The sequence below is a fragment of the Polyangiaceae bacterium genome, assembly GCA_020633235.1.
GTDB lineage: Bacteria > Myxococcota_A > Polyangia > Polyangiales > Polyangiaceae > JACKEA01.
Genome location: JACKEA010000002.1, coordinates 1,271,631 through 1,297,451, shown reverse-complemented (window position 1 = coordinate 1,297,451; position 25,821 = coordinate 1,271,631). Strand labels below are relative to the sequence as shown.

Sequence of the window (25,821 nt, the reverse complement as noted above, 5' to 3'; positions counted from 1 at the left end):
CCGGATCAGCTGTCGAGATACTTCTCGGGATGAGCCTGGAGGCGCGCCGCGCAGCCCGGGCAGCACACGGGGTAGCTGTGGCCGCCCACGTCCACCCGCACGGTGTCCGGTCGCACAACGAACACGCCGCCGCTCACCGGGCAGCGCGTGCGGTCGCCCACCTTGGCCTGCTCCGCCGGCACGAGCTCGGCGTTGCCCTTGGCCGTGGTCGCGCTGCAGCCGCAGGAGCCGCAGCCACCCTTGCAGGCGGTCTCGCCCTCGCAGGTGTCGCCGCAGCTGGTGGCGGAGGCGGCGACGGGCTCGTCCGCACACACCCCGGCGGCGGTGGGCGCCGCCTTCGAAGCCGTGGCCGACGTGCCCTCGGCGGCCGGAGTCGTCTTGTCCCCCGGGGACTGACATCCCGCGAGGAGCACCAAGAGCGGAAGGACGAATCGAGCAAGACGCGCCATGGCCGGTCCCGGAAAGTTAGTCCTCGCCCAAGCCCCTGGCAAACCCCCGGAAAAACGCTGCGAGAATCGCGTTACTGAGGCGGGAGCTTGGGCTCCGGGTGGTTCAACCCCCAGCCGAACTGGAACGCGCCGTAGATCGCGGTGCCGCTGTTGCGGTCCATCTCCTGGGTCGTGCCGATGGTGCACGAGCCGGAGAACTCGCACACCGCCGTGGACGTGCCGCCGAAGGCGCGCCCCACGTCGAACTCGAAGCCGAAGCGAGCGCCCTCGTCCGTCACCCACTCGAAGGGCAGGGACAGCCCCAAGAACGAGCCGTAATCGCTCACGTCGGAGCGCCATCCCGCGATGCCTGGCGAGAACACGAAGTTTCGTCGCGCAATGCCCGCAAACCCGAGGGAGGCGCCGTACAGGAACGACGGTGAATCGGAGGGCTCGGTCACGAAGCCGTCGGTCAGCACCCGGTCCGTGTACTCGCCGTCGTCGTTGGGTTCCGAGGTGAGCAGCAAGCCGCGCACGGTGACGCGCACGCGGCCGCCGAGGTACAGGCCCGCCTGCATCCCCACGTTGAAGAACTGCGAGAAGCGCTTGTCCCAGCCGACGCCGCCGACCAAGAGCTCGAAGAACGGCGATGCCTGCGCGGCGGCGTCATCCGGATAGCGCGGCCGTGGCCGCTCCGGCGCGTAGTACACGGGAGGTGGGTAGGCGTAGCCCGGCGGGTAGCCGTAACCTTGTTGTGGCGGATAGGGGGCATAGTACGGAGGCTGCGCCGGGTAGGGCGTTGCCTCGGCGGGCGTGGGAGGAGCGGGCGTCGGCGCCACCGCGCTCGGAGTCGGGGCGGGGACTGGTGAAGCGCTCGCGGCCGGCGCACTGGCGTCGGGCGGGGCGGGCGGCAACGCCGCGGAGCTTCCGCCGGGAGCAGCTTGTGCCAGCGCGAGCCCCGAAAGGCTCAGCCCCGCGATCGCCCCGACCCCGACCAGCTGCTTGTGCATCGCGCAACACGCTAGCACGCGGGGGTTTCCGGGCCGAAGACGTGACGGTGCTCCGGTGCTGGCGTACGATGACATCGTGCTGAGTCGACGACGTGGTCTGGGCCTGCTCGGATTCTTCACCGTTCTCGCGCTGTCCGGTCCTGCCTGGGGTCAGGAATCCGCCGACGAGCTGGCCCGGCGTCACTTCGATTCCGGCGTCGCGTACCTGCAAGAGAGCGACTACGACAACGCCCTCAAGGCGTTTCAAAAGGCCTACGACCTCTCCAAGCGGCCAGAGATCTTGCTCAACATCGCGACCGTTCACGAGCGCACGGCGAACCTGGACGCCGCGCTCGCGGCGCTGAACAAGTACCTGGAGCTCGAGCCCGACGGCGAGCACGTCGACACGGTGAAGCTTCGCATCGCGAACCTCGAGAAGCGCAAGGCCGCCGAGCAGCCCGCCGGTCCGGACAAGCCGCCCCCGGGGCCGCCGTCCGAAACCGGGGCGCCCGAGACGCCGCCCCCCGTTACTCCGCCGCCAACGGCGGATCGTGAAAAGCCGAATCGTCTGCCGGCGTACATCGCCCTCGGGGTCGGAGCCGCCGCGGCCGGCGGCGCCGTGGTGACGGGCATCATCGCCAAGAAGGAGTACGACGACGCGAACGACAGCTGCGGACCGAGCTGCAGCGACAGCCAGCTGTCCACCGGTCGCAGCATGGCGGTCGTCAGCACGGTGCTCACGGGGGTCGCCGTGGTGGGCGCCGGCCTCGGGGTGACGTTGTGGCTGACCGCGGATCACAAAGAGCCGGCCCAGGCGTCGGCCGCGCCGCGCCTCCGCTTCGGTGGAGGGCCGGGCTCCGCCGCCGCCAGCGCCTTGTGGAAGTTCTGATTCTTCGGGTGCCGAGGGGCCGCGAGGTTCCGCGCCTCCGCGACATCCTCATGAAAATGGCCTGAGCGGGTCGTTCGATCTTGTCGCGGCGGCGCGGAAACCGTGCGCCCGCTCAGCGCGTGACGGTCACGGCGCGCTCGCCCGGACCGAGCTTCACCCACAGCGTCCCGCCCGTCTCATCGGTGTACGAATAGCCCTCGGCGGCTGCGTCGAGATCCGCAGCTTCCGACAGCGGCTGGCCGTCTACCGTCACGCTGGCGGGCTTTGTCCCGAGGCCGATCACCTCGAACACCGTCCCCAGGGAAAACTCGGCGCCGCCCTTGGTCCCGAGGGAAATCTCCGAGCTGTCCGCTGCCTGCGTCAGCTCGGTGCCGTCGTAGAGCGCAAAGCTCGACGCTGCCCCCGGCGCGATCCGCACCCACAAGAGCCCCGGCGTGGTCGCGAAGGAGTCCACGTTCGCCGTATCCGTGGTGGGCGCCAAGGTGTCGATGGTCGGCCTCAGCATGGGAACGATGCCGCCGGCGCGCAGGAACAGCGGCAACGTGTCGAGGGGGGCGTCCACGGTGAGGGTCCCGGGGCCCTCGTGGGCGACGCCGGTCCAGTAGTCGACCCAGGTTCCGGGCGGCAGGGGTACCTCCCGCGAGGTCACGCCGCGCTCCACCACCGGTGCGACCAAGAGGTCGTCGCCGAACAGGTACACGTCGTTCGGATGAATGCCGAGCTCGGGGTAGGCGAGGCCGAGGGCACGCTGGATGGGACGCCCGTCTTCGGCGATGCGCTTGGCCAGCGTCCATTCGTAGGGGAACAGGCGCAGGTGGAGCCGAACGTACTTTCGGTACCAACCGAGCATCTCGTCGTCGAAGCCGTTCTCGGCGGTCGCTTCCCAGGCGACGTCGTTCGAGCTGGTGCCGATCTGCATCACGCTGCTGAGCGCGGTCTGCTCGAACCAGCGCGTGAACAGCTCCTTGTCCGGCGGTGAATGGCGATAGCCGCCGGTGTCGGAGCCGTAGAATGGATAGCCGGACGGGCCCAGGGACAGACCTGCGACGACGGACGCGGGTAGCCCGCCCACGGCGTTGTACTTGTCGGTTCCGGTGTCCACCGTCTCGCCGTGCTTGGCGAAGCTGGCGTCGAGATCTCCGGGCCAGATCACGCTGACGTGGGTCTGGTCGCCGTAGGTGCCGCCGCGGCAGAGCAAGAAGTTCTGCTCGTCCCCCAGAAGCTCGGAATAGGTCGAGTGGTAGAGCTTCTGGAACTGGCTGTGCATGGTGCGTTCGTCGCTGCCGTCGGAGAACTTCCACACGTTGCGCGCGCCGAACACTCCGGGAACGATGTCCTCGCCGTAGTCCAGCTTGAAGCCCTCCACGCCCATGTCGATGTACTTCTTGACCAGGCTCTTCCACCACGCCACGGCGTCCGGATTCGTGAAGTCGATGGGCGGGCCCCACTTGTTCAAGAGCAGGCCGCGCTCCGGTGGGTAGTAGCCCTTCTGCGTGGCTTCGTCGCGCAGGGCTTGGGTGGCGGGGTCCTTCTCGTCGAGATAGGGCGTGTGCCACAGGGCGGTGCGGAAGCCGAGGGCGTGCATCTTGTCGATCATCGCCTGCGCGTCGGGGAACTGCGTGGGGTTGAAATCGAAGGTGTTCACCGCCGTCGCGTAGGGACGATCGATCCAGTACGCGCTGGTCGCGAGGTCGAGCGCACGAATTTGCGCGAGGTCGTTCTCCACCTGGGCTTGGTCGTCGTTCTCGTCGCGCCACACCCAGGGCCCGAGGGCCCAGCGAGCGGGCAGCCGCGGATAGCCCGTGGCGTCGTAGTAGCGACGGGTGACGTCCAGGGGGTGCTCGGCGGCCAGCAGGTGGAAGCTCAGCCCCTCGCCGGAAGCGGCCCCGGTGCCGAAGGTGATCTCGGCGTGCTCGGCGTCGCCCTGGGCCACGTCGAAGGCGGCGGGGTAGGGGTTTTCGACGAACAATCCCCAACCGCGGGTGCCGACCAAGAGCGGAATGGGCACGTGGGCTTCGTTGTTCGTGCTCTCCAGCTCTCCGGTGGCTTCCAGTTGCATCGCGCGAACCTTGCCGCGGTGATTCACGTCGTCGAACACCTCACCGAGCCCGTAGAAGCCTTCGCTGCCGTCCACGCGAGGGCGCAGTCGCAGATAGGCGATGGCGTCTCCCTCCGCGGACGGAACGAAGCGCGCGCCGAAGCGCCCGTCGCCGTCCACGCTGAGCGAGAGCGTGGACGTGCGCCCGCCGGAGTGGGTGAGGGTGACGGTGACGCTGGTCGCGTCGCGGGCCGTCGGTCGGATCTTCTCGGCGGGCTGCCAGCTGAGGCCCGGCGGTTCGGTGGCCGTGGGGGCGCCGGTCACCAGCGGGTAGGGATCGTAGTTGGTCGCGTCGTCGATCTCGTCCACCCGTCCGAGAACGAAGGCGTCGGCGGGAAACGACAGCAGCACGTCGTCCCGTCGCAGCAGGTCGACGGCGTCCGCGCTCACGCGCACCGCGTAGTCGCCGGACTCGATGCGCACCGGCACCGGGCCGCCGGGCTCGGTTTCGTCGTCCGAGCAGCCCACGAGCAGGAGTGAGAGCGGAAGGCCCCAAGCCAAGAGAGAAAGGCGCGCCACGCCGGGAGTATACGGTCCGCGGGCCGACCCTCGGCGACAACTTGGCAGTTCGTGGTGCAGGTCTGCGAAGATCCCATGGCACAGCCCCGTGACTTCTCCCCGAGCAGCGTCTCCGCGCCGACGTGCGCGCCGACGAGGCGGCGACCAGCGCCTGCTTCTGGGGATTCGTGCGCTGTTTTGTGCGGTTTTCGTGGCCGCCTTGGCGCTCGACTGCCGCGTGCGGCGGGACGAGCCGGAAGGGCCCAGCGCCGAGAGCGTGATCGCCCCGGCCGCGTCCTTCGCGCACGGACTGCCGCGGCGCGTCGTTCCGGAAGCGGGCGTGGACGCCAGCGCGCCGTTGCCGGATGCCGGTGAGCCGCCCAAGGGCACGGCGGTGGTTGCCTTCGGAGGTCTCGATTCCGCGCCGGACCAACCCAAACCCGAACAAGGTGCGGTGCGGGTGGCCATGAACTTCCTCGCTCGGGGTGGCGCAGCGCTGGATGCCGCGGTGGAAGGCGCGCGCGTGCTGGAAGATTCTCCGCGGCGCAACGCTGGCACCGGCTCTGCGCTGCGTTTGGATGGAACCAGCATCGAGATGGACGCCGCAGTCATGGCTTCTGACGGGCGCGCCGGGGCAGTGGCGGCGATTTCGCGCGTCAAGAACCCGGTGCGGGTGGCGCGGCGGGTGGCGGACACTTCGTACCGCGTGCTGAGTGGTGACGGCGCTTACCGCTTTGCGGAGCTATCGGGGGAAAAGCCGTTTGATCCGATCCTGCCCGATAGCCACCAACGCTATCGCGCGCTGCTGCTCGGCATGCTTTCGCCGGATGGTGGCGTCGACGCAGGATTGCCGGCGGACTGGGAGCGCTGGGTCAACCCCGTCACGCTGGAGCGGCTGAAGAAGCGCGCGGGACCTGCCCTGGAGCGGGCGCCGCCGGGGGACGGCGGCACGGACGCGGCAGCGGAACCGGCGGAAGGCGGCAGCGATACCGTGGCGGTGCTGGTGCGCGGCGTGGACGGCGAGTTCGCCGGCGCGGTCAGCTCCGGAGGGCCGTGGCTCGCCCTGCCGGGGCGGGTGGGCGACGTGCCCGTGGCCGGCGCGGCGCTGTGGGTGGGGGAGCGTGGTGCCGTGGCGGCGACCGGTGATGGCGAGGCGATCACGCGAGCCGTGCTGGCAAAGGCAGTGTACGACCGCTTGGTGGCTCTGCGTTCGGCGAAGCTCGCCGTGCAGTGGGGGCAGAAGCAAGTGCCCGGTGTGGGGCTGGCCGTGATCGACGCGCGCAACATCGTGGTGGAGCCGGCGCAAGGCATGGCCTGGGCGGACATCGACGACGGTGAGCGGACCAGCGCCGAGGGAGGCAAGCCGTGAACGCCACCCTGGTCCTCGTTCTGGTGGTGATCTTCAGCTTCGCCATCGGCCACCTGCTGACGCGCTATGCGTCACGCTTCGTCACCCTCTCGGGCGCCGAATACATCCTGGTGGGCGTGCTGATCGGGCCTCACTTCCCGTGGAAGCTGCTGAGCGCGGCGACGGTGGATCGGCTCGCGCCCTTGTTCTCCTTGCTGCTCGGCCTGGTCGGCTTCGTGCTGGGGCTCCGGGGCAAGCGCGAGGCGCGGCGCATCGATGAGGGCGTGGCCGGCTTCTCGTCGGCGCTGCTCACGCTGATCGCCGTCTCCGGGGCGGTGCTCACGGCGCTGACTCTGATGTTTCCCGCAGACGCGGCCCAAGCGGACTTCGTCTACAACGCCGTGCTCCTGCGCACCCACGGGTACCTGGTGGAGGTGCACGTCGCCAGCACGCACCTGTGGGTGGCGCTCGGCGTGGGAGCGGCAGCGGCGGTCGCGTCGCCGCTCCTGATCGAGTCCACGCGGCGGCTCTCGGCTGCCGGTGGTCGCGTCAGCGATCTGCTCGAGGCGTCGGCGCGCGCCAGCCAGATCACGGCGGTGCTGGTGTCCGGCGTGGTGCTGGCGTCGGCCCGGGCGACGGACGCGGCCAGCCGCTACTCCATGACGGTGACCGAGTGGGTGATCGCCTCGGTGGCGGTGGGCGTGGTCAGCGGGCTCTTGTTCGGCCTGTTCATCGGCCGCGAGAGCGAGCCGGCCAAGATCTTCCTCGCCACCATCGGCCTGGTGACCTTCGCTTCCGGAGTGGGGGCCGCGCTGGGAATTTCTCCGCTGTTCGTGTGTCTGATGGCCGCGGTGACCGTGAGCCTCACCTCGAGTCATTGCGCGAAGGTGCAAGGAGAGCTCGACCGCCTGCAGCATCCGCTGTTCGTGTTGGTGATGATCTTCGCCGGCACGCTCTGGGATCCCGTGCGGGGCTGGGCCTGGCTGTTCCCGGCCCTCTACGTGCTGGTGCGTTTCGTCGGGCGGCGCATGGCCACCTGGCTCGCGGTGAAGCTGTTCTTGGAGGACAAGCTCGTCACCCGACGAGTGGGCAACGGGCTCTTGTCTCAAGGCACCCTGGCGGTGGCCATCGGAGTGAACTTCGCCCAGCGCTTCCCGAGCTTTTCGTCGTTGATCCTCACCACGGTGCTGGTGGGCACGCTGCTGTCGGACCTGTTCAGCGCGCGTGCCCTCCGGGCGCTGCTCGCCGATGCGGGAGAGCTCGGCCAGGAAGCGCCCAAGGTGGAAGAATCGTCGGAGGCCCCGGCATGAGGCGCCTGGCGGTCATCATCGGTCTCTTGGCCATGATGCTGGGACTGGACGCCTTGAAGGCGTCCACGTTGCCCGGCAAAAACCCGATGACGCTGGCCGCCATCGGCTTCGTGCTGCTGGCCGCCTTCACCGTGGCGGAGATCGGCAGCCTGCTGCGGCTGCCCAAGGTCACCGGCTACATCGTCAGCGGCGTGGTTCTCGGACCCTCCGTGGCCGACATCTTGTCGACGCAGGTGGTCACGGAGATGAAGATGTTCAACACCCTGGCCCTGGGCTTGATCGCCACGGGCGCGGGGCTCGAGCTGGATCTTCGTCAGATCGGCCGACTGTACAAGACGCTGGCCACCACCATCGTGAGCAAGGTGCTGATCGGCGCCGCGGTGGTCGGTGGCACGTTCTATCTGATCCAGACCACAACGGGCGTGCTTCCGCTCGACGGGCGTAGCCAGGTGCTGGCGGTGACGCTGGTGCTGGCGGCGCTGTCCGTGGGGACCTCGCCGGCCATCGCCTTGGCGGTGATGAACGAGACCCGCGCTCGCGGGCGCCTGATGGATCTGGTCTTGGGGCACGCGGTGCTCAAGGACCTGGTGGTGGTGGTGCTGCTGGCGGTGGCGGTGGCGGCCAGTCGCTCCCTCATTGGCCAAGCCGGCGGCGACGAGAACGTGATCCTGTTGGTCGCCGAGGAGCTCGGCAGCTCCATCTTGGCGGGATTGGTGCTCGGGGCGCTGCTCATCGCCTACATTCGCTTCGTCCACGCCGAGATGCTGCTGTTCGTGGCGGCCATGATCCTGGTCGTGTCCGAGGTCGGGCGCGCGCTGCACCTCGAGCTCTTGCTGGTGTTCATCACCGCGGGCTTCGTGGTGCGGAATTTCTCCAAGTACGAGCACGAGCTCATGGGTCCCGTGCAGATGGTCGCGCTCCCGGTGTTCGTGGTGTTCTTCACCAACGCCGGCGCGGGCATCGACCTCTCGGCCACCTGGCGCATCCTGCCCCTGGCGGCGGCGCTGTGTGCCGCGCGCGCCGTGGTGTACGTGATGGCATCGCGCATTGGTGGCCGTGTGGGGGGCGAGTCGGAGTACGTGCGCAAGAACGCGTGGCTCGGCTACCTACCGCAGGCCGGCGTCACGCTCGGGTTGGTCGGGCTGGCGGCGCAACAGCTGCCTTCCCTCGCGTCACAGATCACGAGCACCGGCATGGCCGTGGTGGCGCTGAACCTGTTGGTCGGCCCCATCACGCTGCGCCGTGCCCTCAAGGGCGCAGGCGAGGTGGCGGAAGAGGGCGCGGAGGAGCACAGCGCGCCGGCCGCTGTCGCCACCGAGCTGGCCCTCGCGGAGCCACCGCCGGAGGAGGCGGAACGCTTGGCGGAGCTGGCGGACCGTCTCGGGCAGCCGGAGCTGGCGGCGATCGTCGCCGAGCTGTACCAGAAGCTCTGGGCCCGGTCCGAGAGCATCGTGCGCGAGCCTCTCGAGAGCTGGCAGCAAACCCTGACGCAGACCCAGCACGAGCTACTGGCGGACGACGACTGGACCTTGCGTCTCGAAGCGTGGGCCATCGACGCACGCTCGGAGGACATGGAGCGGCGCGTGGAGCTCTCTCGGGCGCTGTTCGAGGCCTTGGCCGACGAAGTGCGCGCCTGCCCCGCGGTGGTGACGGTGCCGATGACGGCCGACGACCGGCGGGTGTACTCCGGTGATTCGTGGCGGGTGCGCTTGCGCAAGCGCGGCGCCACCCTCGCGCGCGTCTTCACCTTCGGCAAGAGCGGGCGGTTGCGCCGGGTGCCGGTGGGGCTCGTCGCGCGCCACGAGCTCGAACCGCGGGTCGCGCGGCTGGCCCTGGAGCTCCTCGGCGTCTGGTGCAGAACCCAGGCGCACGTCGTGGAAGAGCTCCGGAGGCTCGCGGAGAAGAAGCACGACCTCGAGACCACGCGTCGTACGGTGAGCGAAGAGCTCGACGCCGTGCACGATCGCTTCGAAGCGCAGGCCAAGACCCTGCTGCTCGACGGGCTCTCCACCATGGTGGACCCGCTTCGGCTGGCGGGCGGGCCGGCGCTGCCGCCGCGCAAGCTCCGGCTCTCGGCGGTGGAGCCGCAGGTGGCGGGCGCCCTGGCGGAGCTCGATGCGCGGGCCGAGGCTTGGGCGCACGTGCTGGAAGCGGATCGCGGCGCGCTCCTGCTCCAAGTGGAGCTGGCGCACATGGAGGCGCGGCTGTCGGCGTCGCTGGAGCAGACGGTGCTGGAGCCGGCGGCGCATGCGCTGGAGAACATCGAAGCCGTGGTGGATACCGTGCGCTTCAAGCTCGAGACCATCCGCGACACGCTGCCGCCCGAGCGCCCGCTCTCGGACGGGGAGCGCGGCGGCTTCGTCGATCGCTGCGCCCTGGCCTGCGACGAGGACCTGACACGCCAGCTCGAGCGCGGCGCGGCGCGGCTCCGCGCTGCGGCGAGCGCCCATTCCGTGGCTGTCGAGGCCCGTGCCGTGATCGAGCGATTGCCGGAGACTCTGGTGCTGGCTCGAGCGGATACGCCCGCGTTTCGCGCCGCCGAGCCGGATCACGTGCAGACGCGCCGCGTTCCCCTGCGCAGCGAAGCCTCGGAGCTGGTGATCCGCAGGCTGCTGCCGGGCATCGACGAGCAGGTACGCACCATCACCGAGATCGTCGCGGCTACCGCTGGGCGCATTCGCGAAGCCATAGACATCGCGCAGCATGCGCTGGAAGCGCACGGGAGCGAGGACGGCAGCGAAGAGCGCGAGATGACGAAGGACGCCTTCGACCGCGCCCTGAGCCGCCTGGCCGAGCACCTGCAAGCACTGGACGACGGCATCCAGAAGTCCAGCGAGGGCATTCGCACCCAAGCACGAACCGCCCTCGACGATCTGGCGCGACTGGGTGAGAGCGAGGAGAGCGCTCGCGCAGCGGCGGGTGGCCTGCTCTCGCGTTGGATCCAGCGCGCTCGACGAGCGACGGCGCCCGGAGCGGAGTGGCTGCACGCCGGGCTCGAGCGACTCTCCCGCATCGTGGACCGCGTGAGCGGTAGTCAGATCTCCCGGGACGTGCGTCGACGAGTGACGGAAGAGGCGTTCGATGCCGCCGACATTCGCGACTACGCCGAGCGCTGGCAGCGCACCGGCGAGCTGCCCAAGGACTATCAGAAGCTGTTCCTGCTGGAGCCGGTGCGAGAGCATCGCCTGTTCTCCGCTTACGAGGCCGAGCTCCGCTCGATTCTGGCTGCGGAACGCGACTGGCTCGGGGGTGCGGCTTCCTCGGCGCTCTTGGTGGGAAGCCACGGTTCGGGGCGCACCAGCATGCTCAACCTGTGCGAGCTGGAGCTGTCGGCGCCTCGCCTGCTGCGTCCCGAGCCCCTGGAGTGGCGGCGGGACGTGGGCATCGTGGAGGCGCTGTCCATCGAGCTCGGCGTTCGACCCCGCCGCAGCGCGCTGATTGCCGCGTTGTCCGAGACCAAGACCACGATCCTGCTCGACGACCTGGAACAGTGGTTTCCGGCCGACGTGAAGGGACTTCGGGAGCTGGAAGGGTTCTTGGATTTGGTCGTGGCGACGCGGAAGGTCGCGTTCTGGCTGGTGGCGGCGGAAGCGAGCACGCTGTCCTTGTTCGAGGAGTGCGTGAGCGTTCGCGAGTCCTTTGCCAAGGTGGTCTCTCTCGAGCCACTGGGCACCGAGGCCCTCGCCAGCGCCATCGAGCAGCGCCATCGTCTGAGCGGCCGAAAGGTGGTCTACCCCCGCACCGTAGCGAGCCGTGTGCTCGCTCGGCTTCAGCGCGCGGATGATCGCAGTTTGTATTTCAGCGTCCTGGCGCGGGTGAGCGATGGCAACTTGAGCCGAGCGTTCGCCATCTGGCTCAAGTCCATCGGCGTGGACACGACGGGCAACGTCGCCCCGGAGGTGCATCGCACCCTGAGCCTGACGTTGCCGTTCCTGGATCGCCTTCCGCCGCCGGTGGCCGCCATGCTGCTCGAGATGATGCGCTTTGGGCCGATGGAAGAAGCGGACCTGGCGAAGTCGCTGCAGCTCGGGCCCGCGGAAGCCCGCCGGCACCTGCATTTTCTCACGACGTCCGGGTTGGTCGAGCCGATTGGTACCGGCCGAGGCGAGGTGCGCATCGTGCGCGCCGTCCGGCCCCTGGTATTGCAGGGTCTTCGGTCCATGGGAGTGCGCTCGTGAAACGGAAGCTCATGGCTGCCTTTGCCCTGCTCTCCACGGGATGCAGCTCCGCGTTGCCCACGTTCCACCTGGACCACGGCCAGGAAGCGAAGAGCCACACCCTGGTGGAGCGACTGGCCATCGAGGCCCAGGGGCTGTCGGACATGTTCCGGCTCCGCGCGCTGATCGAGCTGGCCATCGTGGTGACGGTGGCGCTCTTGCTGGTGCGCGCCGTGAGCGTCGTGTTGAAGGTCGCGTGGCGTCTCGGCTTCGACGCCCGACGGCGTCTCGGTGGCATCGAGAACGCGTCCCGGGTGGTGCTCGCCGCAGTGGTGCTCTACCTGATAGCCCGACGTGTCGCGGCCGCCGCCCCGATCGTCTCCGCCTTCGCCTTCGTCGTGCTGCTCGCCTCGGCGTCCTGGGTGTTTTCGGGGCACATCCAGAACGCACTGGTGGGAGTGGGGCTCGTGCTGCGCCGGCGCATCCGGGGCGGAGATCGCATCCAGGTGGGCGGCCACGGAGGCATCGTCCAGCGCGTCGGCATCGCGCAAGTCGAGCTGCGCCAGCCCGATGGCGCCACGTCCTTCGTGCCCAATCGCCTGTTGAACGACGCCGTGGTCACGGTGGCACGAGTGAAGAACACGGTTCCCGTGCGGGTGCGCCTGCGGCTGGCGGGAGCCGTGACCGGTGACGTCCTGGAAGACGCGCGCCGGGTAGCGGTGCTGTCCCCCTACCGTGCACCGGGGTCGATGGTGGAGGTGACCGGCGAAGAGGACGACCACGCGGTCGCCGTGCAGATCCAGGTCTGGTCCGAGGCTGCGGGGCGCGAGGCACGGGCCCAGCTCGAGTCGTCCCTGCGCGCTGCCCTTGCGGACAAGAGCGAGGCGCGGAAGGCTGTCGCCTGATGGCACGCCGGCCTGAGCCCACCGACTCGCGTCCGTTGTGGCGCGTGGCCCTCACGGAGGTCGCCGGGGCCGCCATCTTGCTCGACGAGCAACTGCGCATCGTCGACGCCACGGACGAAGCCGCGAAGCTCGTCGGGTCCGAGCTGCCCGCGGGCGTGCGGGCAGCTCAGCTCCTGTGCGGCACGGGTCCGGAACGCCCCGTCGCGGAAGCCTTGGCGGAGGGACGGCCGGTGAGCGCCCACGTGCGACGACCGAGTCGCTCCGGTGGGGACCACGTGGTGCAGGTGAGAACGATTCCGCTTTCTCACGGCAAGGAGACCATCGGCTGGCTGTTGCTGCTGGACGAAGAAGAATGGGAGAGCGAGGGTCCGGATGCGCCCGTGAGCTTGCACGGGATCCTGACGCGGGACCCCGCGATGAAGCGTCTGCTCCGGGACGTGAAGAAAGTGGCGCGCTCCGACGCCAGCGTGCTGGTGCGGGGGGAAACGGGGGCCGGCAAGGAGCTCGTGGCCCGCGCGATCCATTTGGAGTCTCGTCGCACCAAGGGGCCGTTCCGAGCCATCAACTGCGCCGCCGTTCCGGCACCGCTGCTCGAGAGCGAGCTCTTTGGTCACGTGCGTGGTGCCTTCACCGGCGCGGTGCGCGACGCAGAAGGCCACGTGCGGCTGGCGCACGGCGGTACGCTGTTCCTCGACGAGATCGCCGAGCTGCCGCTCGAGCTGCAAGCCAAGCTGCTGCGAGTGCTCCAAGAACGAGTGGTGTTGCCGGTGGGCGCCCGCGAGGCGATCCCCGTGGACGTGCGCTTCGTGGCGGCTACCCATCGCTCACTCCGGCGGGAGGTCGACGCCGGGCGTTTCCGTGCGGACCTGATGTACCGTCTGCGCGTGGTGCCCGTGTTCCTTCCGCCGCTGCGGGATCGCAAGGTGGACATCGCCCTCTTGGCTCGGTACTTCGTGGACGAGCGCAACAAGACTTCGGAACGCAGCATCTCTCGCATCGCCCCGGGAGCCTGTGACGTATTGGAACGCTATGATTTTCCGGGCAACGTGCGCGAGCTGCAGAACGCCGTGGAGTACGCCTTCGTGATGGGGGAAGGCCCCATCCTGACGGAGACGGATCTTCCGCCGGAGATCCGGGGCGAAGAGCCCGGTGCCCACGCCAGTGTCAACGAGCCCACGCCCCCCGAAGAAGAGCTTCCGCCGGAGGCGCGGCGCATCTTGCGGGCGCTCGATCGCGCTGGTGGCAACAAGGAGCGTGCCGCCCGCATGCTCGGAATCAGCCGGGTGACCTTGTGGCGCAAGCTCAAGGGCTTCGGCCTCCTGGAGCAGGAATCATGAAGCTGGTGAAGGTCGCTGCCGCGACGCTCAACCAGACCCCGCTCGACTGGGAGCGCAACAAGAAGAACATCCTCGATGCCATCAGCGAGGCCCGTTCCGACGGCGTCGGCATCTTGTGTCTGCCGGAGCTGTGCATCACGGGCTACGGCTGCGAGGACATGTTCCTCTCGCCCGCGGTGCTGGGCATGGCGCTGGAGGTGCTCGGAGAGATCTTGCCCAGCACGGAGGGCATGGTGGTCAGCGTGGGGCTGCCCATTCGCCACGCAAAGGCCGTGTACAACACGTGCTGCTTGGTGGTCGACCGCCACGCCATCGGCTTCGTGGCCAAGCGCGCCCTCGCTGGCGACGGAATCCACTACGAGCCACGTTGGTTCAAGCCCTGGCCGCGGGGGCGCCGCTCCACCACTCGCGTTGGCGGTGCAGACTTGCCCATCGGGGACATCCACTTCGACGTGGGCGGTATCAAGATCGGCTTCGAGATTTGCGAGGACGCGTGGATCGCCGAGCGCCCCGGGGCGGAGCTGTCCTTGGATGCCGTGGACGTGATCTTGAATCCGAGCGCGAGCCACTTCGCTTTCGACAAGCGCGACGTCCGTCGACGCCTGGTGCTGGAGGGGTCCCGCGCCTTCGGTGTGAGCTACGTGTACGCGAATCTGGTGGGCAACGAGGCGGGGCGGGCCATCTACGACGGCGACGCGATCATCGCCAGCGGGGGCAAGGTCCTGGCCTCGGCTCCGCGCTTCTCCTTCGCGAGGCACGGGCTCATCACGGCGGTGGTGGACGTGGACGTCACGCGCAGCCGGCACGGTTGGCTGTCGAGCTACGAGCCCAACGTGGCGCCGGATCCCGCGGAGCGGATCAGCGTGGAGCACACCTATCCCGACGTGGAACCGGAGCTGCCGCCCGCCCAGGTCGCGGGCTGGGAGACCGGTGCCCACCTGAAAGAAGAGGAGTTCACCCGCGCTCTCGCCCTCGCACTCTTCGACTACCTACAAAAGAGCCATTCCCGGGGATTCGTGGTGTCCCTCAGTGGAGGTGCGGACTCGGCGGCCGTCGCCGTGCTCTCGGCCTTGATGGTGCGCCTGGCGGCGCAGGAGATCGGCATCGAGGGCATCCACGAGCGGCTTTCCCACATCCCCGGCATCAATGAGCTCACTACGGAGAAGCAGCTGATCGGAAGGCTGTTGACCACGGCGTACCAGGCGACTCGCAACAGCTCCGAAGTCACGCGCGACGCGGCCCGAGACGTGGCCGAGGGGGTCGGTGCGCGGCATCTGGAGCTGGACGTGGATCAGTTGGTCGAAGGCTACGTGGAGCTGGTGTCGCGGGCGCTGGGGCGCACGTTGGATTGGAGCCACGACGACATCGCGCTGCAGAACATCCAGGCGCGGGTGCGTGCGCCGAGCGTGTGGATGCTGGCGAACGTGGAGGGCGCGCTGCTGCTCTCGACCAGCAATCGGAGCGAAGCGGCGGTGGGCTACGCCACCATGGACGGCGACACTGCCGGTGGTCTGTCGCCGATAGCCGGCATCGACAAGGCCTTCTTGCGTCGCTGGCTCCGTTGGATGGAAGCGTCGGGGCCGGCGGGCCTCGGTCCCATCCCGGCCCTTTCGGCCGTCAACGTGCAGCAGCCAACGGCGGAGCTCCGGCCCAAGGCGGCCAAGCAGACGGACGAAGACGACCTCATGCCCTACGCCCTCTTGGACGCCATCGAGCGCGCGGCGATACGGGACAAACAGAGCCCCCGCGAGGTGTTTCGGCGCATGCGGGTGGAGCTGCCCGAGTACGACGCGGCACGGCTGGTGGTCTGGATCGAGCGCTTCTTCCGCTTGTGGAGCCGCAATCAGTGGAAGCGCGAGCGTTACGCGCCGAGCTTCCATCTGGACGAGGAGAACCTCGATCCGAAGACCTGGTGTCGGTTTCCGATCCTGTCGGGGGCGTTCGAGCGGGAGCTCGCCGAGCTTCGCGCCCACGTCAAGAAATGACGGCGCTCACCGCGGACGCCGTGACCCTCGGTTTTGACGGTAAGGACCTCGTGGTCCTGCTCGTGGAACGCGCGAACGACCCGTGTCGAGGACAGCTGGCGCTTCCGGGAGGGTTCATGGAGCCAGGCGAACGCTTGGAGCGGACTGCGCTCCGCGAGCTCGAGGAAGAGACCGGCGTGGTGGGCGAGCATGCGGAGCAGCTCGGAGTGTGGGACGCGCCGGATCGGGATCCGCGTGGGCGCACCATCAGCGTCGCGTTCTTGGTGATGGTTCGCCTGCAAGACGCCCAGCCGCGGGCGGCCAGCGACGCCGCCGCTGTCCGATGGCTGCCGGTTCGACGCGCCAAGCGCCTGGCGTTCGACCACGACGAGATGCTGCGCGCCGGCCTCGATCGAGTGACTGCGGAAGCGACCACCTCCCTCTTGGGCGCAGAGCTCTTGCCGCAGAAGTTCACCCTCTCCCAGCTGCAGGCGGTTCAGGAAGCCGCTCTGGGTGAGGCGCTGGATCGGCGGAATTTCCGGCGCCGTGCCCAGGCGACGGGCCTCCTGGTGCCAACGGGCGAGCGCCAGTCCGGGGTGGCCCACCGCTCCGCCGAGCTCTTTCGCTTCGACCGCCGGCGGCTGCGCTATCGGCCAAGTTTTCAGAGCGTGGTCCAGTAGTTGGCCGTCGGCGCCCGAGTCCGCTTCAATTTCGTGCCGTGCACGTACGTGACGTCAAATGGCCTGCGGCGCCGCGCCGCCCGAGCGAGAGCCGCTGGTCCGGTCGCCTGACGGGACTGGGCATCGGCGTGGTGGGAGGCGTCGTGGGCGGCGTGGTGGCGCTGGCCGGCTGGCTTGGAGAGCCAGCGGCGCACGCCTCGGAAGCGCGCGCCGCCCGCGACCTCCCTGCCGTGGAGGCGGTCACCGAGGCGCCGGCGGCAGAAATCGAAGCAGCGTCCGACAGCGACGAGGACTCCCCCGCGACCTGGTGGAAGCGTCCGACGCCGATGGACCCGGCGGATGCTGCTCGCCATCTGGGCAACGCCTGGGCGGACGTGCTCTCGGAGCGCGCCAGCGCCAAGGTCGTCGGGGTGCTGTGGGCGCAGTGGGCACTGGAGACGGGGCGGGGGCGGTGGATGGTCGACTACAACTTCGCCGGGCTGAAAGGTCGCGCGCCGGACGGCGGCAGCGCCTTGTGGTGGACCTGGGAGGAAACGGAAGAGGGCTCGCGTCGGGTGCGCAGTCGCTTTCGGGCGTACGCCACACCGGAAGCCGGTGCGCGGGATTACATCGACATGCTCCGGAGGCGCTACCCCGAGGCCGTGGACGCCGCGCGGCGGGGCGACGCTGCAGGCTTCATCCAAGCGCTCGACCGCCGCGGCTATTTCACGGAGGCGCCCAAGGCCTACGGTCGTGCCGTGCTCAGTCTGTCGCGAGAGTTCATGCGCGGAGAGCTGTCGTCCCGCTTCCCGGACGCCTGAAACGTCAGTCGAAGCGCTGGCAGATCTCGTACAGCGCTTCCACCGCGCTGCGGTCGCGAGCAAAGCGACAGCTTTCCTCGCGGCAGCGGGCGAAGTACTTGCCGGTCACGCGGGGCGCCTCGAGAGCCAGCCACAGCGGCGTGGCCGCTCCCTGTTCCGGCGTCTCGTGACCGCCGAAGCCAAGGGACAGCGACAAGGTGCTCCTGACGTCTCCTGGGTGGCAAGCGTTGATGGCGATGTTCGGAAGCCGTTCCGCCCACGCCGCGGTGAGCATGCGGTTCGCCTGCTTCGATTGTCGATAAGCGGTGTCGTTGTCGTAAGGGCGGCGCTCGAACATGAGATCGTCCAGCCGGAGGTCCCCCGCCCAGTAGCTGGCCACGTTCACGACGCGCGCGCGGGGGGACTCGGCCAGCACGTCCGCAAAGCGCGCGAGCATGCGCGTGTAGCCGAGGACGTTCACGGCGAACTGCCGCTCGAGCCCCTCTTCGGTCAGCTCCTTCTTGCGTGGCGCGATGGCGGCGTCGTTCACCAAGACGTCCAACGGGCCGCGCCAACGCTGCCGGAGGGCGGAGATGGAGGCTGCGCTTCCGAGCTCGACGTCCTCCACGGAGACGTCGCCGCCGATGCGCTCGGCAACGGCCCGGGCCGACTTCGGGCTGCGGGCGGCGAGCACGACGCGAAGCCCTCGCTGGGCCAGGCCGCGGGCGATGGCCTCACCGATCGCTCCGGTAGCGCCGGTCACCAATGCGGTTTCCATCCGCGTCATCTTCGCGCGCCGGTTCCAGGCGGTCCAGGCTCAGCCCCAGCCGGCCGAGACGTCGGCCCGCCTCCGCCCGGAAACGCTCGGGATCGTCGCCCGCCTCGGCAGCGGCCCGGGCGAGGGCGATGCGCGCCATGGTGCGAGTGTCGTCCTCGCTGGCACCCAGCAATCGGCCGATGCTCGATGGGTCGCCCTTGCGACGGACCGTGGCGCGTTGCCCCGCCGCTTCGACGATCAGAGCGCCACGCGACAGGCGCAGCACGCGCTCCAGGAGCGGAGCTCGGAGCGTGGCGCCGTTGGCGAGGGAGAATCCGCGCCCGGAGGGGCCGCGGCGCCCTGCGACGATCAGCCAGCTTCCGCGTCGCGGCAGCACCACGAAGCCCGAGAGCAGCGCGGCCACCGCAAGGGCGATCACGACGCCGAGCTCCACGAACCCCACGCTCAGCCCTCCTCGAAGGACGCGAGCTCGATCAACTCGAGGCCGTGGCTTTCGAGCTCCGGTGCGGCGGCGAGCTCCAGGGAGAGCGCGTCCCTCGCCGCGAGGTGCTCGAGGATCGTGGCTGAACGTCGGCGGATCTGGTCGCGATCCGCGCAATCCCGCGCAGCGCGCTCGATGGCCGCCTCGTCGTCGCGAACCCGAACGACGGCGCCCCAGGGGTCGTCTCCGCGTTGGAACAGCACCGGGACCGCCCCCAGATCGACCCGCGTGACCCGGTCGCCGGGTAGGCGCAAGACTCGGCCGCCGCGCAGGATCTCGAGGCGATGGCGTCGATACACGACCAATGCCTCGTCGGGCTCCACCACCGAAAGCTGCCGCCCGAGGAACGCGACGACGAGAACGATGGCGCCCCCCAAGAGCGCCGCGGCCTCACCCAGGGAGCTGCCGAGCCGAACCAAGACGACGGAGACCGTGGTGCACAGCACCAGGGTCGTGAGCAGGGCGAGCCAGAGTCCCCGCGGCTCTCGCTGGGCGCTCTCCAGCTGCCGGATCTCCGTCTTGGCGCGCTCGAGCTCCGCTTGGAGCTGCTCGTTCTGCTCTCTGAGGGCCTGTCGATCGTCGCGGTAGCTCATGCGACGAGACAGAGCTTACGTCAGGGCTCGGAAACCACCATCAGGTAGCGCTGCACTTTCTCGATCTGATCCGGCTTCATGTGCACCAGTGGGGTCATCTTGGCCATGATCCCCGGCCACTCCTTGGCGCTGTGTTGGCTGGGGCGCGGCAAGGTGTGGCAGCCGGAACAGCGCTCCACGAACAGCTCCCGGCCGGCGCGCAGATCTCGGGCCGTGGTGTCGGGCCAGCGCGCCTGGGCCCGGGCCACGTGGGCGCTCGTGGGCTCCGGGACCTGTCCGGTGCAGCTGGCGAGCACGGCGGCGGTGACGATGCAGGCGAGGAGCAGCGCTTTCATCGGCTACAGGTGGGACGAGAGCAACAGGCGGACTTGCACGCGCTCGTGGGCTTCGTCGTCGATGCCGCCCTTCTTGAAGTCCGTGATCTGCGGCAAGAACGTCAGCGTGGTCCACCAGGTTTCGGTGCTGTAGGAGATCACCGGTCCGGCGGACAGGACCGAGTGCTCGAGCTCGCCTTCCTCGATGACGTTCTCGTTCTGGATTTCGACGCCGGCCGAGAAGCTCGGATTCACGATGTAGCTGACGCCGGCGACCGGAGTGACGGCCAGCTCCGTCTCGGTCTCGTCCTTTTGGACTTTCCATTCCGATTCGCCGACGAGGTTCATGGCGATCAGCACGTCGCCCACGCGCTTGTCGAACAGGAGCTTCGCTTCCGCTTCGTATTCGCTGGGCGCAGCGGTCACCTCGCCGTACAGGCCGAAGCCGACGGCGTCTGCCACTGGATCCGACAGCTTGAGCTTCCACTCGTTGGACACGCCCTCGTACTCGAACTCCGACGCCCGCTGTCCGGTGTCGTCCTCTTCCGTGAGCCCGGTGAAGTTGATGTACAGGGAGGTCATCAAGTTCTTGGCCACGCCGACCTCCAGCTCCAAGCGATGATCGAAGCGGGAGTAGTAGCGCTCGCGGCCGGCGCGCCACGTGGTCCACACCTCGAGCTCACGAGCGCCGGGCGGAAGCACCGCGGTCTCGTAGGTGTAGGTGAAATGACGGTCGTTGGCCGCCGCTACGGCGGGCAGCGTGAGCACCGCAATGCCAAGGACGGCACCAAGGAGGGCTCTCGAGAAAGTCATGCCCCGTTCTTAATGAAAGTGACATTCACTTTCAAATGAGAATCGTCATGGGGGTGCCATTTTCCTCGGCACCCCAGGGTTTCAATCGAGATTTCCGAGCTTTGGGTCCAGACCCTGGCGCAGTCCGTCCCCCACCAGATTGAGCGCGACCACCACCAAGAGCAGGGCCGTCCCGGGGACCAGGGCAACGTGGGGCGCCGTCGCCATCAGATACCGCGACTGGCCGAGCAGGCCGCCCAGGTCGGCCGTGGGCGGTTGGGCGCCCAAGCCCAAGAAGCTGAGCCCGGCGGTCTCGACGATCATCCACCCGATGCTGGTGCTGGCGGCCACGGTGACTACGGGCATGACGTTCGGGAGCACGTGTCGCGACATGACGCGCAGGCTGGTGGCTCCCGTGGCGCGCGCCGCTGCCACGTACTCTTCCTGCACGATGCTCAGCGTCGCACCGCGAACCGTGCGCGCAAAGAACGGGATGTTGACGATGGCAATGGCCAGCGTGGCGTTGGTCAACCCGGGGCCCAGGGCGGCGACGATGGCGAGTGCCAGCAGCAAGTAGGGGAAGGCCATGAGCACGTCCACGCTGCGCATGATGGCCATGTCGGCGAGATGCCCCCGGTAGGCGGCGACGATCCCCGCGAGCGTGCCGAACACGGCGGCGACGCTCACTCCGGAGAGCGCAACCAAGAGCGACAGCCGTGTGCCGAACACGAGCCGGGCGAGGAGATCTCGACCGAGCTGATCGGTGCCCAGCAGGTGACCGGAGCTCAGCGGAGCAAGGAGGCGCGCGTCCAGGTTCGTCGTGGCGGGATCGCGCAGGGGCAACACCGGGGCGAGCACGCAGGCGAGCACCACGGCGGCCAGGAGCCCCGCACTGACGAGAACTTCGGGGCGCCGAAGGGTGCGCGTCAGGGCGCCCTTCATGCTCTCACCCTCGGATCCAGCGCGCGCTGCAAGAGGTCCGTGGATAGGTTCACCAGCACGTACGCCGCGGCCATTACCAGCACCGCGCCTTGGGCCAAGAACAGGTCCCGCTTCTCGATGGCGTTCACCAGCAGCAGCCCCAGACCGGGCCATTGGAACACCGTCTCCACGTACACGGCGCCGCCCAGCACGTAGCCCGCTTGCAGACCGATGACCGGGATCACCCGGGACAGCGCCACCAAGAACGCATGACGGTAGATGGCATCGGATTGTGACAGGCCCTTGGCTCGCGCCACGCGCACGAAGTCGGCATCGGTGACCTCGAGCATGGCGGTGCGGGTCATGCGCGCGATGACGCCGGCACACACCGCTCCCAGCGTGATGGCGGGCAGGGCAAGATGATGCGCCACGCGCAAGGGCGTCTTCGGCGTGCCGATGCCGCTCACCGGGAACCAGTGCAGCCACACGGCGAAGGCGAGCATGAGCGACATGCCGAGCCAGAACGCAGGGGTGCTGATCCCGACGAGGGAGACGACGCGCAGGGTGGTATCCGTCGGGCGCGCGTGGTTCCGCGCCGAAACGGCACCCATGAAAAGACCGAGCACGGTGCCAAACAGCAGCGCTGCGCCGCCCAAGAGCAGAGTCGGGCCCAGGCGTTCGAAGACGACGTCGACGACGGGACGATTGAGGGCATAGGAGCGGCCGAGGTCGCCGCTGAGCACGCCCGAGAGCCAGCTCAGATACTGCAGTGGCACCGGTCGATCGAGCCCCATGCTGCGGGACAGCGCCGCCACGCGCTCCTCGGTGGCGTAGGGGCCGAGCAAGGCGTGGGCGCTGTTGCCGGGGACCACCGCCATCAGCAGGAACACCACCACGCTGATGCCGAACAGCACGAACAGCAGCCCGAGCACGCGTTCGAGGAGATAGCGAGCCATGGCTCAGCGCGTGCTCGCGCCCCGCAGGCGCAGCCAAAAGGTGGGATCGAGCGCCAGCCCGAGGACGCGCTCGCGAAACACGACGTTCTGCTTCCAACTGGCGACGAACAGCCACGGCGCGTCGTCGTGGACCACGCGGTCGAGCTTTCGGTACAGGGCGCTACGCCGCGCGGGATCGCCTTCTCGGCGTGCGGCCTCCACCAGCTCGTCCACGCGCGGATTCCGGTAGTAGCCGGAGTTGAAGCCCTTGGGCGGCAGCGCGCCGGACCTGAGCGCGAGATACGGCAGCGTGTCCGGATCATTGGTCATCCAGGCCATGGCGGCCATGTCCACGTCGCTCCCGAGGCCGGGGTTGACCTCCTTCAGGTAGGCATTCCACTCCCAAGTGCGGATGCGCAGCACCAGCCCCACCTTGGCCAGATCCGCTTGGATGGCGGTGGCCATCAGCTCGGGCTCCAGCATGCCACTGCCACCTTTGGGGATCAGGCAGGAGAGCTCCGTTCCCGGCGCTACCCCGGCCGCCGCGAGCAGCGCCTTGGCGCGCTCGGGATCGTGCGGGTAGGGCCGAACTCCCGGGTCGTGGGCATCGCCGAAGGCGGCGGGGATCGCGCCGGGAGCGACGGTCGCGGTGCCTTCCAGCACCCGATCCACGATGCGCTGCTTGTCCACGGCGAGGTTCACGGCGCGGCGTGCGCGAGCGTCGTCGAAGGGCGCCTTCTTGGTGTTCAGGATCAGAAACCAGACGTGGGGACCGCCCTCGGACAGCACGCCATAGCCCGCGCGGTGTCGAAAGAACCCGAGGGCGTCGGCGGGCACTTCGGGCAGCACGTCGATGCCTCCCGCGCGTAGCTCCGCGATGCGCGTCATGGGGTCGACGATGGTGCGGAACTCCGCGCGCTCGAGCTTTGCCGGCGCCGCCCAGTAGTGGTCGTTGCGCTCCAGGGTCACTGCGCGATCTTGCGCCCAGCGCTCGATGGCGAAGGGTCCCGTGCCACACCCGTGGCGGCCGAACTGCTTGCCCCAGCGCTTCACGGCGGCTGGAGAGACCATGAAGCCGATGGGATAGGCGAGATTCGCCAGCAGTGGCGCAAACGGCTCGTTCAGCGACAGGCGAACGCGGTGCGCATCGAGCACCGTGACCTCGCGGATGGAGTCCAAGAAGAAGGCGAGGGGGAATGGCCCGGTGTCGTGGAAGGGATGGTGCTCGTCCAGCAAGCGCTCGAGGTTGAACTTCACGGCTTCGGCGTCGAAGGACGTTCCATCATGAAACCTGACGCCCCGGCGCAGACGAAACACCAGGGAGGTGCCGTCCTGGGACACGGTCCAGCTTTCCGCCAGTGCCGGCTCCACCCCCAGCGTTCCCGGCGCAAAGCGCACCAGGCCCTCGTACACGTTGGAGAGGATGCGGAAGTCTTCCAGCGACGTCGTGACGTGGGGGTCGAGGCTCTTCGGCTCCGCCGCCGTCGCCACGCGCACGAAACCCGCCGGAGACGCGCTCCGTGCCGGTGCCGCGACGACCACCAGTGCCAGCAGGGTGAGCCCCACCACCACCGCGCCGCCCAGCCAAAAGACCGGGTTCTTGCGCATGGGGCTCGTCAGCAAAGCGGATTGTCAGGCCGCTGTCGAGTCTTCAGGTCGGTGGCGTTATCTGAGTGGCGCAGCCGAGCAGGATCTCGATCTTCGCGTTCTTGTCGCTCTGCACCGTGGTGCAGGTGCTGGGGCACAGCGTGATCTTCGTCGGATTGGTGGCGCTATCGTAGTACCAACCGCCGGCGGCTCCGCACTCTGCGGCGCTACCGACCTGGCTGAAGGTTTCGCTGGTTCCGCCGCTCGTGAAATTGACGTTCACCTTGGCCGGGTCGATCGGCGTGCCGGATTGACTGCTCTTCGGAAGCACGAACTCACAGGAAACCTGGCTGCCCTGGATCGCCTTGAGGGCGGCCAAGAGGTCCGCCTGGGCGTTGCCGTTGCCGATGAAGAAGCCCTTGGTGGTGCCACCCGCCTGGGCGATCGCGTCCATGTCCGACTCGTTGGAGCCCTCCAACCCGACGGCGTAGGTGTAGACCTCGTCGCTGGCCAGCGCGTCGGAAGCGAGGGAGGCGATGTGGTTGATGTTCTCGTCGCAGCCGTTCGGCGCGCCGTCCGTCACCAACACCACGACGACCTTCTCGGCGGGATGCGCTTGAGCGTAGCTGGTTGCCCAAGACTCCGCGCCGCCGAGGGCCGCGTACATGGGAGTTCCGCCGCCGTTGCCGGGGGATTGGTTCTGGACGGCGCTCACGAGCTTCTGCTCCTGAGCGTCCGTCGGGGCCGGGTCCGCCGTCAGCGCACCGATGGGGACCAGCGGCTGGGCGCACGCCGAGACGGAGCACTGCTGGTTGGTGCAACCGCTGGCGGGCTGATCGTGCGGGAAGAATCGCAACGCCACGCGCAGCCCGGCGGTGCCGGGATCCTTGAAGAACGCGACCAGGGCGCCGCTGGCGGCGGTCCATTTGCCGCTCTGGTTCATGGACCCGGAGCGGTCGAACATGACCAGCATGTTCACCGGCGTCAGCGTGGCTTCGTCCTTCTCGACGGCGCAGGCCGCATCCGGATCGATGGTGCCTCCGCTGCCGCCGTTCGCGGCGCTGCCATCCAAATTGATGGAACCGCCGTTTCCGCCGGTGCCCCCGTTGCCTTTCCCGCCGGTACCATCGACCGTACTGCCCGAGTCGCTACCGCCGCAGCTGACCGCTGCCAGCAGCGACACGGAGAAAGCTACGCCCACACCGACCAACCGCTTGCTCATGGCTCACCTCGGCAGCTGAAAGACGAACGCACCTAGATGTTAGTGTCCCCGACCTGCCTTCAGCAGGCAAAGATCGCACTGGCCGTTCGGCCGACCCGAGAGTGAAAGGCACGAAAACATGGCAGACATCGCAGAGGTCGAACGAGTGATCGCCCAGCACCGGGCGCTCGAGCAGCTGCGGCACGAGATGGCCCATCGACTGGGGGACGACCCCGCGCACGACCTGTCCCACGCCCTGCGCGTGGCCGCCTGGACGCTGCGTCTCGCGCCCGAGGTTGCGCCCGTTCGGGCGATCGCCGCGGCGCTGTTGCACGACGGCGTGCCGGTGGAGAAGAGCTCGCCGGAGCGAGCGAAGGCCAGCGCCCACGCCGCCGATCTCGCACGCGAGCTGTTGCCGGCCCTCGGCTTCGACGCCGCGGCCATCGATGACATCGCCGTTGCGATACGCGATCACTCCTACAGCCGCGGCGCAGTCCCCGAGACGCCCCTCGGCCGTGGGCTGCAGGACGCCGATCGTCTCGAGGCGCTAGGGGCCCTGGGATTGATGCGTTGTATCAGCACCGGCTCGCGCATGAAGGCGCGCTACTTCCACGCAAACGATCCCTGGGCAGAGCGCCGGGAGCTCGATGACCGGGCTTTCTCCGTGGATCATTTCTTCACCAAGCTGCTCCGCTTGCCGAGCACCTTGTGCACTGTCGAGGGTCGCCGGGAAGCCGAGCATCGTGCTGCATTCCTGCGCACGTTTCTGACGGCGCTCGAGAGTGAGCTCGGCGTTCCGATGGCTGCTGCTCGCAGGTTGGAGTAGGGTCCATCTCG

At 68.8% G+C, this 25,821-nt stretch carries 22 protein-coding genes; 10 read left to right on the top strand and 12 right to left on the bottom strand.

The window, feature by feature from the left end:
- Positions 1–5 precede the first annotated feature (5 nt).
- Positions 6–449, bottom strand: a complete 444-nt coding sequence (locus H6717_16290; protein ID MCB9578587.1) for a hypothetical protein — start codon at positions 447–449, stop codon at positions 6–8.
- Positions 450–520: 71 nt separating this feature from the next.
- A complete protein-coding gene (locus H6717_16285; protein ID MCB9578586.1) occupies positions 521–1,438 on the bottom strand; it encodes a hypothetical protein in 918 nt (305 codons plus the stop codon).
- A 76-nt stretch (positions 1,439–1,514) separates the two neighbouring features.
- Between H6717_16285 and H6717_16280 the strand changes: the two genes are divergently transcribed.
- A complete protein-coding gene (locus H6717_16280; GenBank protein MCB9578585.1) occupies positions 1,515–2,306 on the top strand; it encodes a tetratricopeptide repeat protein in 792 nt (263 codons plus the stop codon).
- 112 nt (positions 2,307–2,418) lie between these two features.
- Here the strand turns inward: H6717_16280 and H6717_16275 are convergent, their stop codons facing one another.
- Complete coding sequence (locus H6717_16275; protein MCB9578584.1) at positions 2,419–4,923, bottom strand: glycoside hydrolase family 31 protein; 2,505 nt, start codon at positions 4,921–4,923, stop codon at positions 2,419–2,421.
- A gap of 190 nt (positions 4,924–5,113) precedes the next feature.
- Here H6717_16275 and H6717_16270 point away from each other — a divergent pair, with 190 nt between their 5' ends.
- From H6717_16270 to H6717_16235, 8 genes are read left to right on the top strand one after another with little or no spacing between them, the layout of a single operon-like run.
- Positions 5,114–6,271, top strand: a complete 1,158-nt coding sequence (locus H6717_16270) for an isoaspartyl peptidase/L-asparaginase (GenBank protein MCB9578583.1) — start codon at positions 5,114–5,116, stop codon at positions 6,269–6,271.
- Positions 6,268–7,560 carry a hypothetical protein gene (locus H6717_16265; protein MCB9578582.1) on the top strand — a complete coding sequence of 431 codons (1,293 nt, stop codon included), beginning with the start codon at positions 6,268–6,270 and terminating at the stop codon, positions 7,558–7,560. Before H6717_16270 ends, H6717_16265 begins: the two co-directional genes overlap by 4 nt.
- Positions 7,557–11,738 (top strand): cation:proton antiporter, encoded by a 4,182-nt coding sequence (locus tag H6717_16260; protein ID MCB9578581.1) that lies wholly within the window; start codon positions 7,557–7,559, stop codon positions 11,736–11,738. Before H6717_16265 ends, H6717_16260 begins: the two co-directional genes overlap by 4 nt.
- Positions 11,735–12,622: a mechanosensitive ion channel gene (locus H6717_16255; protein ID MCB9578580.1), complete on the top strand. Its 888-nt coding sequence runs from the start codon at positions 11,735–11,737 to the stop codon at positions 12,620–12,622. The genes H6717_16260 and H6717_16255 overlap by 4 nt, the downstream gene beginning before the upstream one ends.
- Complete coding sequence (locus tag H6717_16250) at positions 12,622–13,959, top strand: sigma 54-interacting transcriptional regulator (GenBank protein ID MCB9578579.1); 1,338 nt, start codon at positions 12,622–12,624, stop codon at positions 13,957–13,959. The genes H6717_16255 and H6717_16250 overlap by 1 nt, the downstream gene beginning before the upstream one ends.
- On the top strand, positions 13,956–15,944 hold the full coding sequence (nadE, locus tag H6717_16245) for an NAD(+) synthase (protein ID MCB9578578.1): 1,989 nt from the start codon (positions 13,956–13,958) through the stop codon (positions 15,942–15,944). The genes H6717_16250 and nadE overlap by 4 nt, the downstream gene beginning before the upstream one ends.
- Positions 15,941–16,603 (top strand): NUDIX hydrolase, encoded by a 663-nt coding sequence (locus H6717_16240; GenBank protein MCB9578577.1) that lies wholly within the window; start codon positions 15,941–15,943, stop codon positions 16,601–16,603. The genes nadE and H6717_16240 overlap by 4 nt, the downstream gene beginning before the upstream one ends.
- Positions 16,604–16,641: 38 nt before the next feature.
- Entirely contained in the window at positions 16,642–17,403 is a 762-nt protein-coding gene (locus tag H6717_16235) for a glucosaminidase domain-containing protein (GenBank protein ID MCB9578576.1), read from the top strand.
- Between the two features lie 4 nt (positions 17,404–17,407).
- Here H6717_16235 and H6717_16230 read toward each other — a convergent pair whose 3' ends face one another.
- The 9 genes from H6717_16230 to H6717_16190 form a co-directional block, all read right to left on the bottom strand.
- Positions 17,408–18,169 carry an SDR family NAD(P)-dependent oxidoreductase gene (locus tag H6717_16230; protein ID MCB9578575.1) on the bottom strand — a complete coding sequence of 254 codons (762 nt, stop codon included), beginning with the start codon at positions 18,167–18,169 and terminating at the stop codon, positions 17,408–17,410.
- Positions 18,117–18,602, bottom strand: a complete 486-nt coding sequence (locus tag H6717_16225) for a hypothetical protein (GenBank protein MCB9578574.1) — start codon at positions 18,600–18,602, stop codon at positions 18,117–18,119. The genes H6717_16230 and H6717_16225 overlap by 53 nt, the downstream gene beginning before the upstream one ends.
- 2 nt (positions 18,603–18,604) lie before the next feature.
- A complete protein-coding gene (locus tag H6717_16220; protein MCB9578573.1) occupies positions 18,605–19,234 on the bottom strand; it encodes a hypothetical protein in 630 nt (209 codons plus the stop codon).
- 20 nt (positions 19,235–19,254) lie between these two features.
- On the bottom strand, positions 19,255–19,569 hold the full coding sequence (locus H6717_16215) for a hypothetical protein (GenBank protein MCB9578572.1): 315 nt from the start codon (positions 19,567–19,569) through the stop codon (positions 19,255–19,257).
- Positions 19,570–19,572: 3 nt separating this feature from the next.
- Positions 19,573–20,361 carry a hypothetical protein gene (locus tag H6717_16210; protein ID MCB9578571.1) on the bottom strand — a complete coding sequence of 263 codons (789 nt, stop codon included), beginning with the start codon at positions 20,359–20,361 and terminating at the stop codon, positions 19,573–19,575.
- Positions 20,362–20,442: 81 nt separating this feature from the next.
- Complete coding sequence (locus tag H6717_16205; protein MCB9578570.1) at positions 20,443–21,282, bottom strand: ABC transporter permease; 840 nt, start codon at positions 21,280–21,282, stop codon at positions 20,443–20,445.
- Positions 21,279–22,217, bottom strand: a complete 939-nt coding sequence (locus H6717_16200; protein MCB9578569.1) for an ABC transporter permease — start codon at positions 22,215–22,217, stop codon at positions 21,279–21,281. Before H6717_16200 ends, H6717_16205 begins: the two co-directional genes overlap by 4 nt.
- 3 nt (positions 22,218–22,220) lie before the next feature.
- Positions 22,221–23,804: an ABC transporter substrate-binding protein gene (locus H6717_16195; protein ID MCB9578568.1), complete on the bottom strand. Its 1,584-nt coding sequence runs from the start codon at positions 23,802–23,804 to the stop codon at positions 22,221–22,223.
- 43 nt (positions 23,805–23,847) lie between these two features.
- On the bottom strand, positions 23,848–25,005 hold the full coding sequence (locus H6717_16190) for a VWA domain-containing protein (protein MCB9578567.1): 1,158 nt from the start codon (positions 25,003–25,005) through the stop codon (positions 23,848–23,850).
- Positions 25,006–25,123: 118 nt separating this feature from the next.
- Between H6717_16190 and H6717_16185 the strand changes: the two genes are divergently transcribed.
- The gene (locus tag H6717_16185; protein ID MCB9578566.1) at positions 25,124–25,810 is read left to right on the top strand and encodes an HD domain-containing protein; all 687 of its coding nucleotides are present in this window, start codon (positions 25,124–25,126) and stop codon (positions 25,808–25,810) included.
- Positions 25,811–25,821: the final 11 nt, after the last annotated feature.

What these genes read in the sequence shown, in the direction of transcription:
- H6717_16230 (MCB9578575.1), bottom strand. Translation starts at nt 18,169, where the DNA reads ATGACGCGGATGGAAACCGCATTGGTGACCGGCGCTACCGGAGCGATC.
- H6717_16290 (MCB9578587.1), bottom strand. Translation starts at nt 449, where the DNA reads ATGGCGCGTCTTGCTCGATTCGTCCTTCCGCTCTTGGTGCTCCTCGCG.
- H6717_16220 (MCB9578573.1), bottom strand. Translation starts at nt 19,234, where the DNA reads ATGAGCTACCGCGACGATCGACAGGCCCTCAGAGAGCAGAACGAGCAG.
- H6717_16240 (MCB9578577.1), top strand. Translation starts at nt 15,941, where the DNA reads ATGACGGCGCTCACCGCGGACGCCGTGACCCTCGGTTTTGACGGTAAG.
- H6717_16205 (MCB9578570.1), bottom strand. Translation starts at nt 21,282, where the DNA reads ATGAAGGGCGCCCTGACGCGCACCCTTCGGCGCCCCGAAGTTCTCGTC.
- H6717_16190 (MCB9578567.1), bottom strand. Translation starts at nt 25,005, where the DNA reads ATGAGCAAGCGGTTGGTCGGTGTGGGCGTAGCTTTCTCCGTGTCGCTG.
- H6717_16250 (MCB9578579.1), top strand. Translation starts at nt 12,622, where the DNA reads ATGGCACGCCGGCCTGAGCCCACCGACTCGCGTCCGTTGTGGCGCGTG.
- H6717_16210 (MCB9578571.1), bottom strand. Translation starts at nt 20,361, where the DNA reads ATGACTTTCTCGAGAGCCCTCCTTGGTGCCGTCCTTGGCATTGCGGTG.
- H6717_16285 (MCB9578586.1), bottom strand. Translation starts at nt 1,438, where the DNA reads ATGCACAAGCAGCTGGTCGGGGTCGGGGCGATCGCGGGGCTGAGCCTT.
- H6717_16195 (MCB9578568.1), bottom strand. Translation starts at nt 23,804, where the DNA reads ATGCGCAAGAACCCGGTCTTTTGGCTGGGCGGCGCGGTGGTGGTGGGG.
- H6717_16185 (MCB9578566.1), top strand. Translation starts at nt 25,124, where the DNA reads ATGGCAGACATCGCAGAGGTCGAACGAGTGATCGCCCAGCACCGGGCG.
- H6717_16200 (MCB9578569.1), bottom strand. Translation starts at nt 22,217, where the DNA reads ATGGCTCGCTATCTCCTCGAACGCGTGCTCGGGCTGCTGTTCGTGCTG.
- H6717_16260 (MCB9578581.1), top strand. Translation starts at nt 7,557, where the DNA reads ATGAGGCGCCTGGCGGTCATCATCGGTCTCTTGGCCATGATGCTGGGA.
- nadE (MCB9578578.1), top strand. Translation starts at nt 13,956, where the DNA reads ATGAAGCTGGTGAAGGTCGCTGCCGCGACGCTCAACCAGACCCCGCTC.
- H6717_16215 (MCB9578572.1), bottom strand. Translation starts at nt 19,569, where the DNA reads ATGAAAGCGCTGCTCCTCGCCTGCATCGTCACCGCCGCCGTGCTCGCC.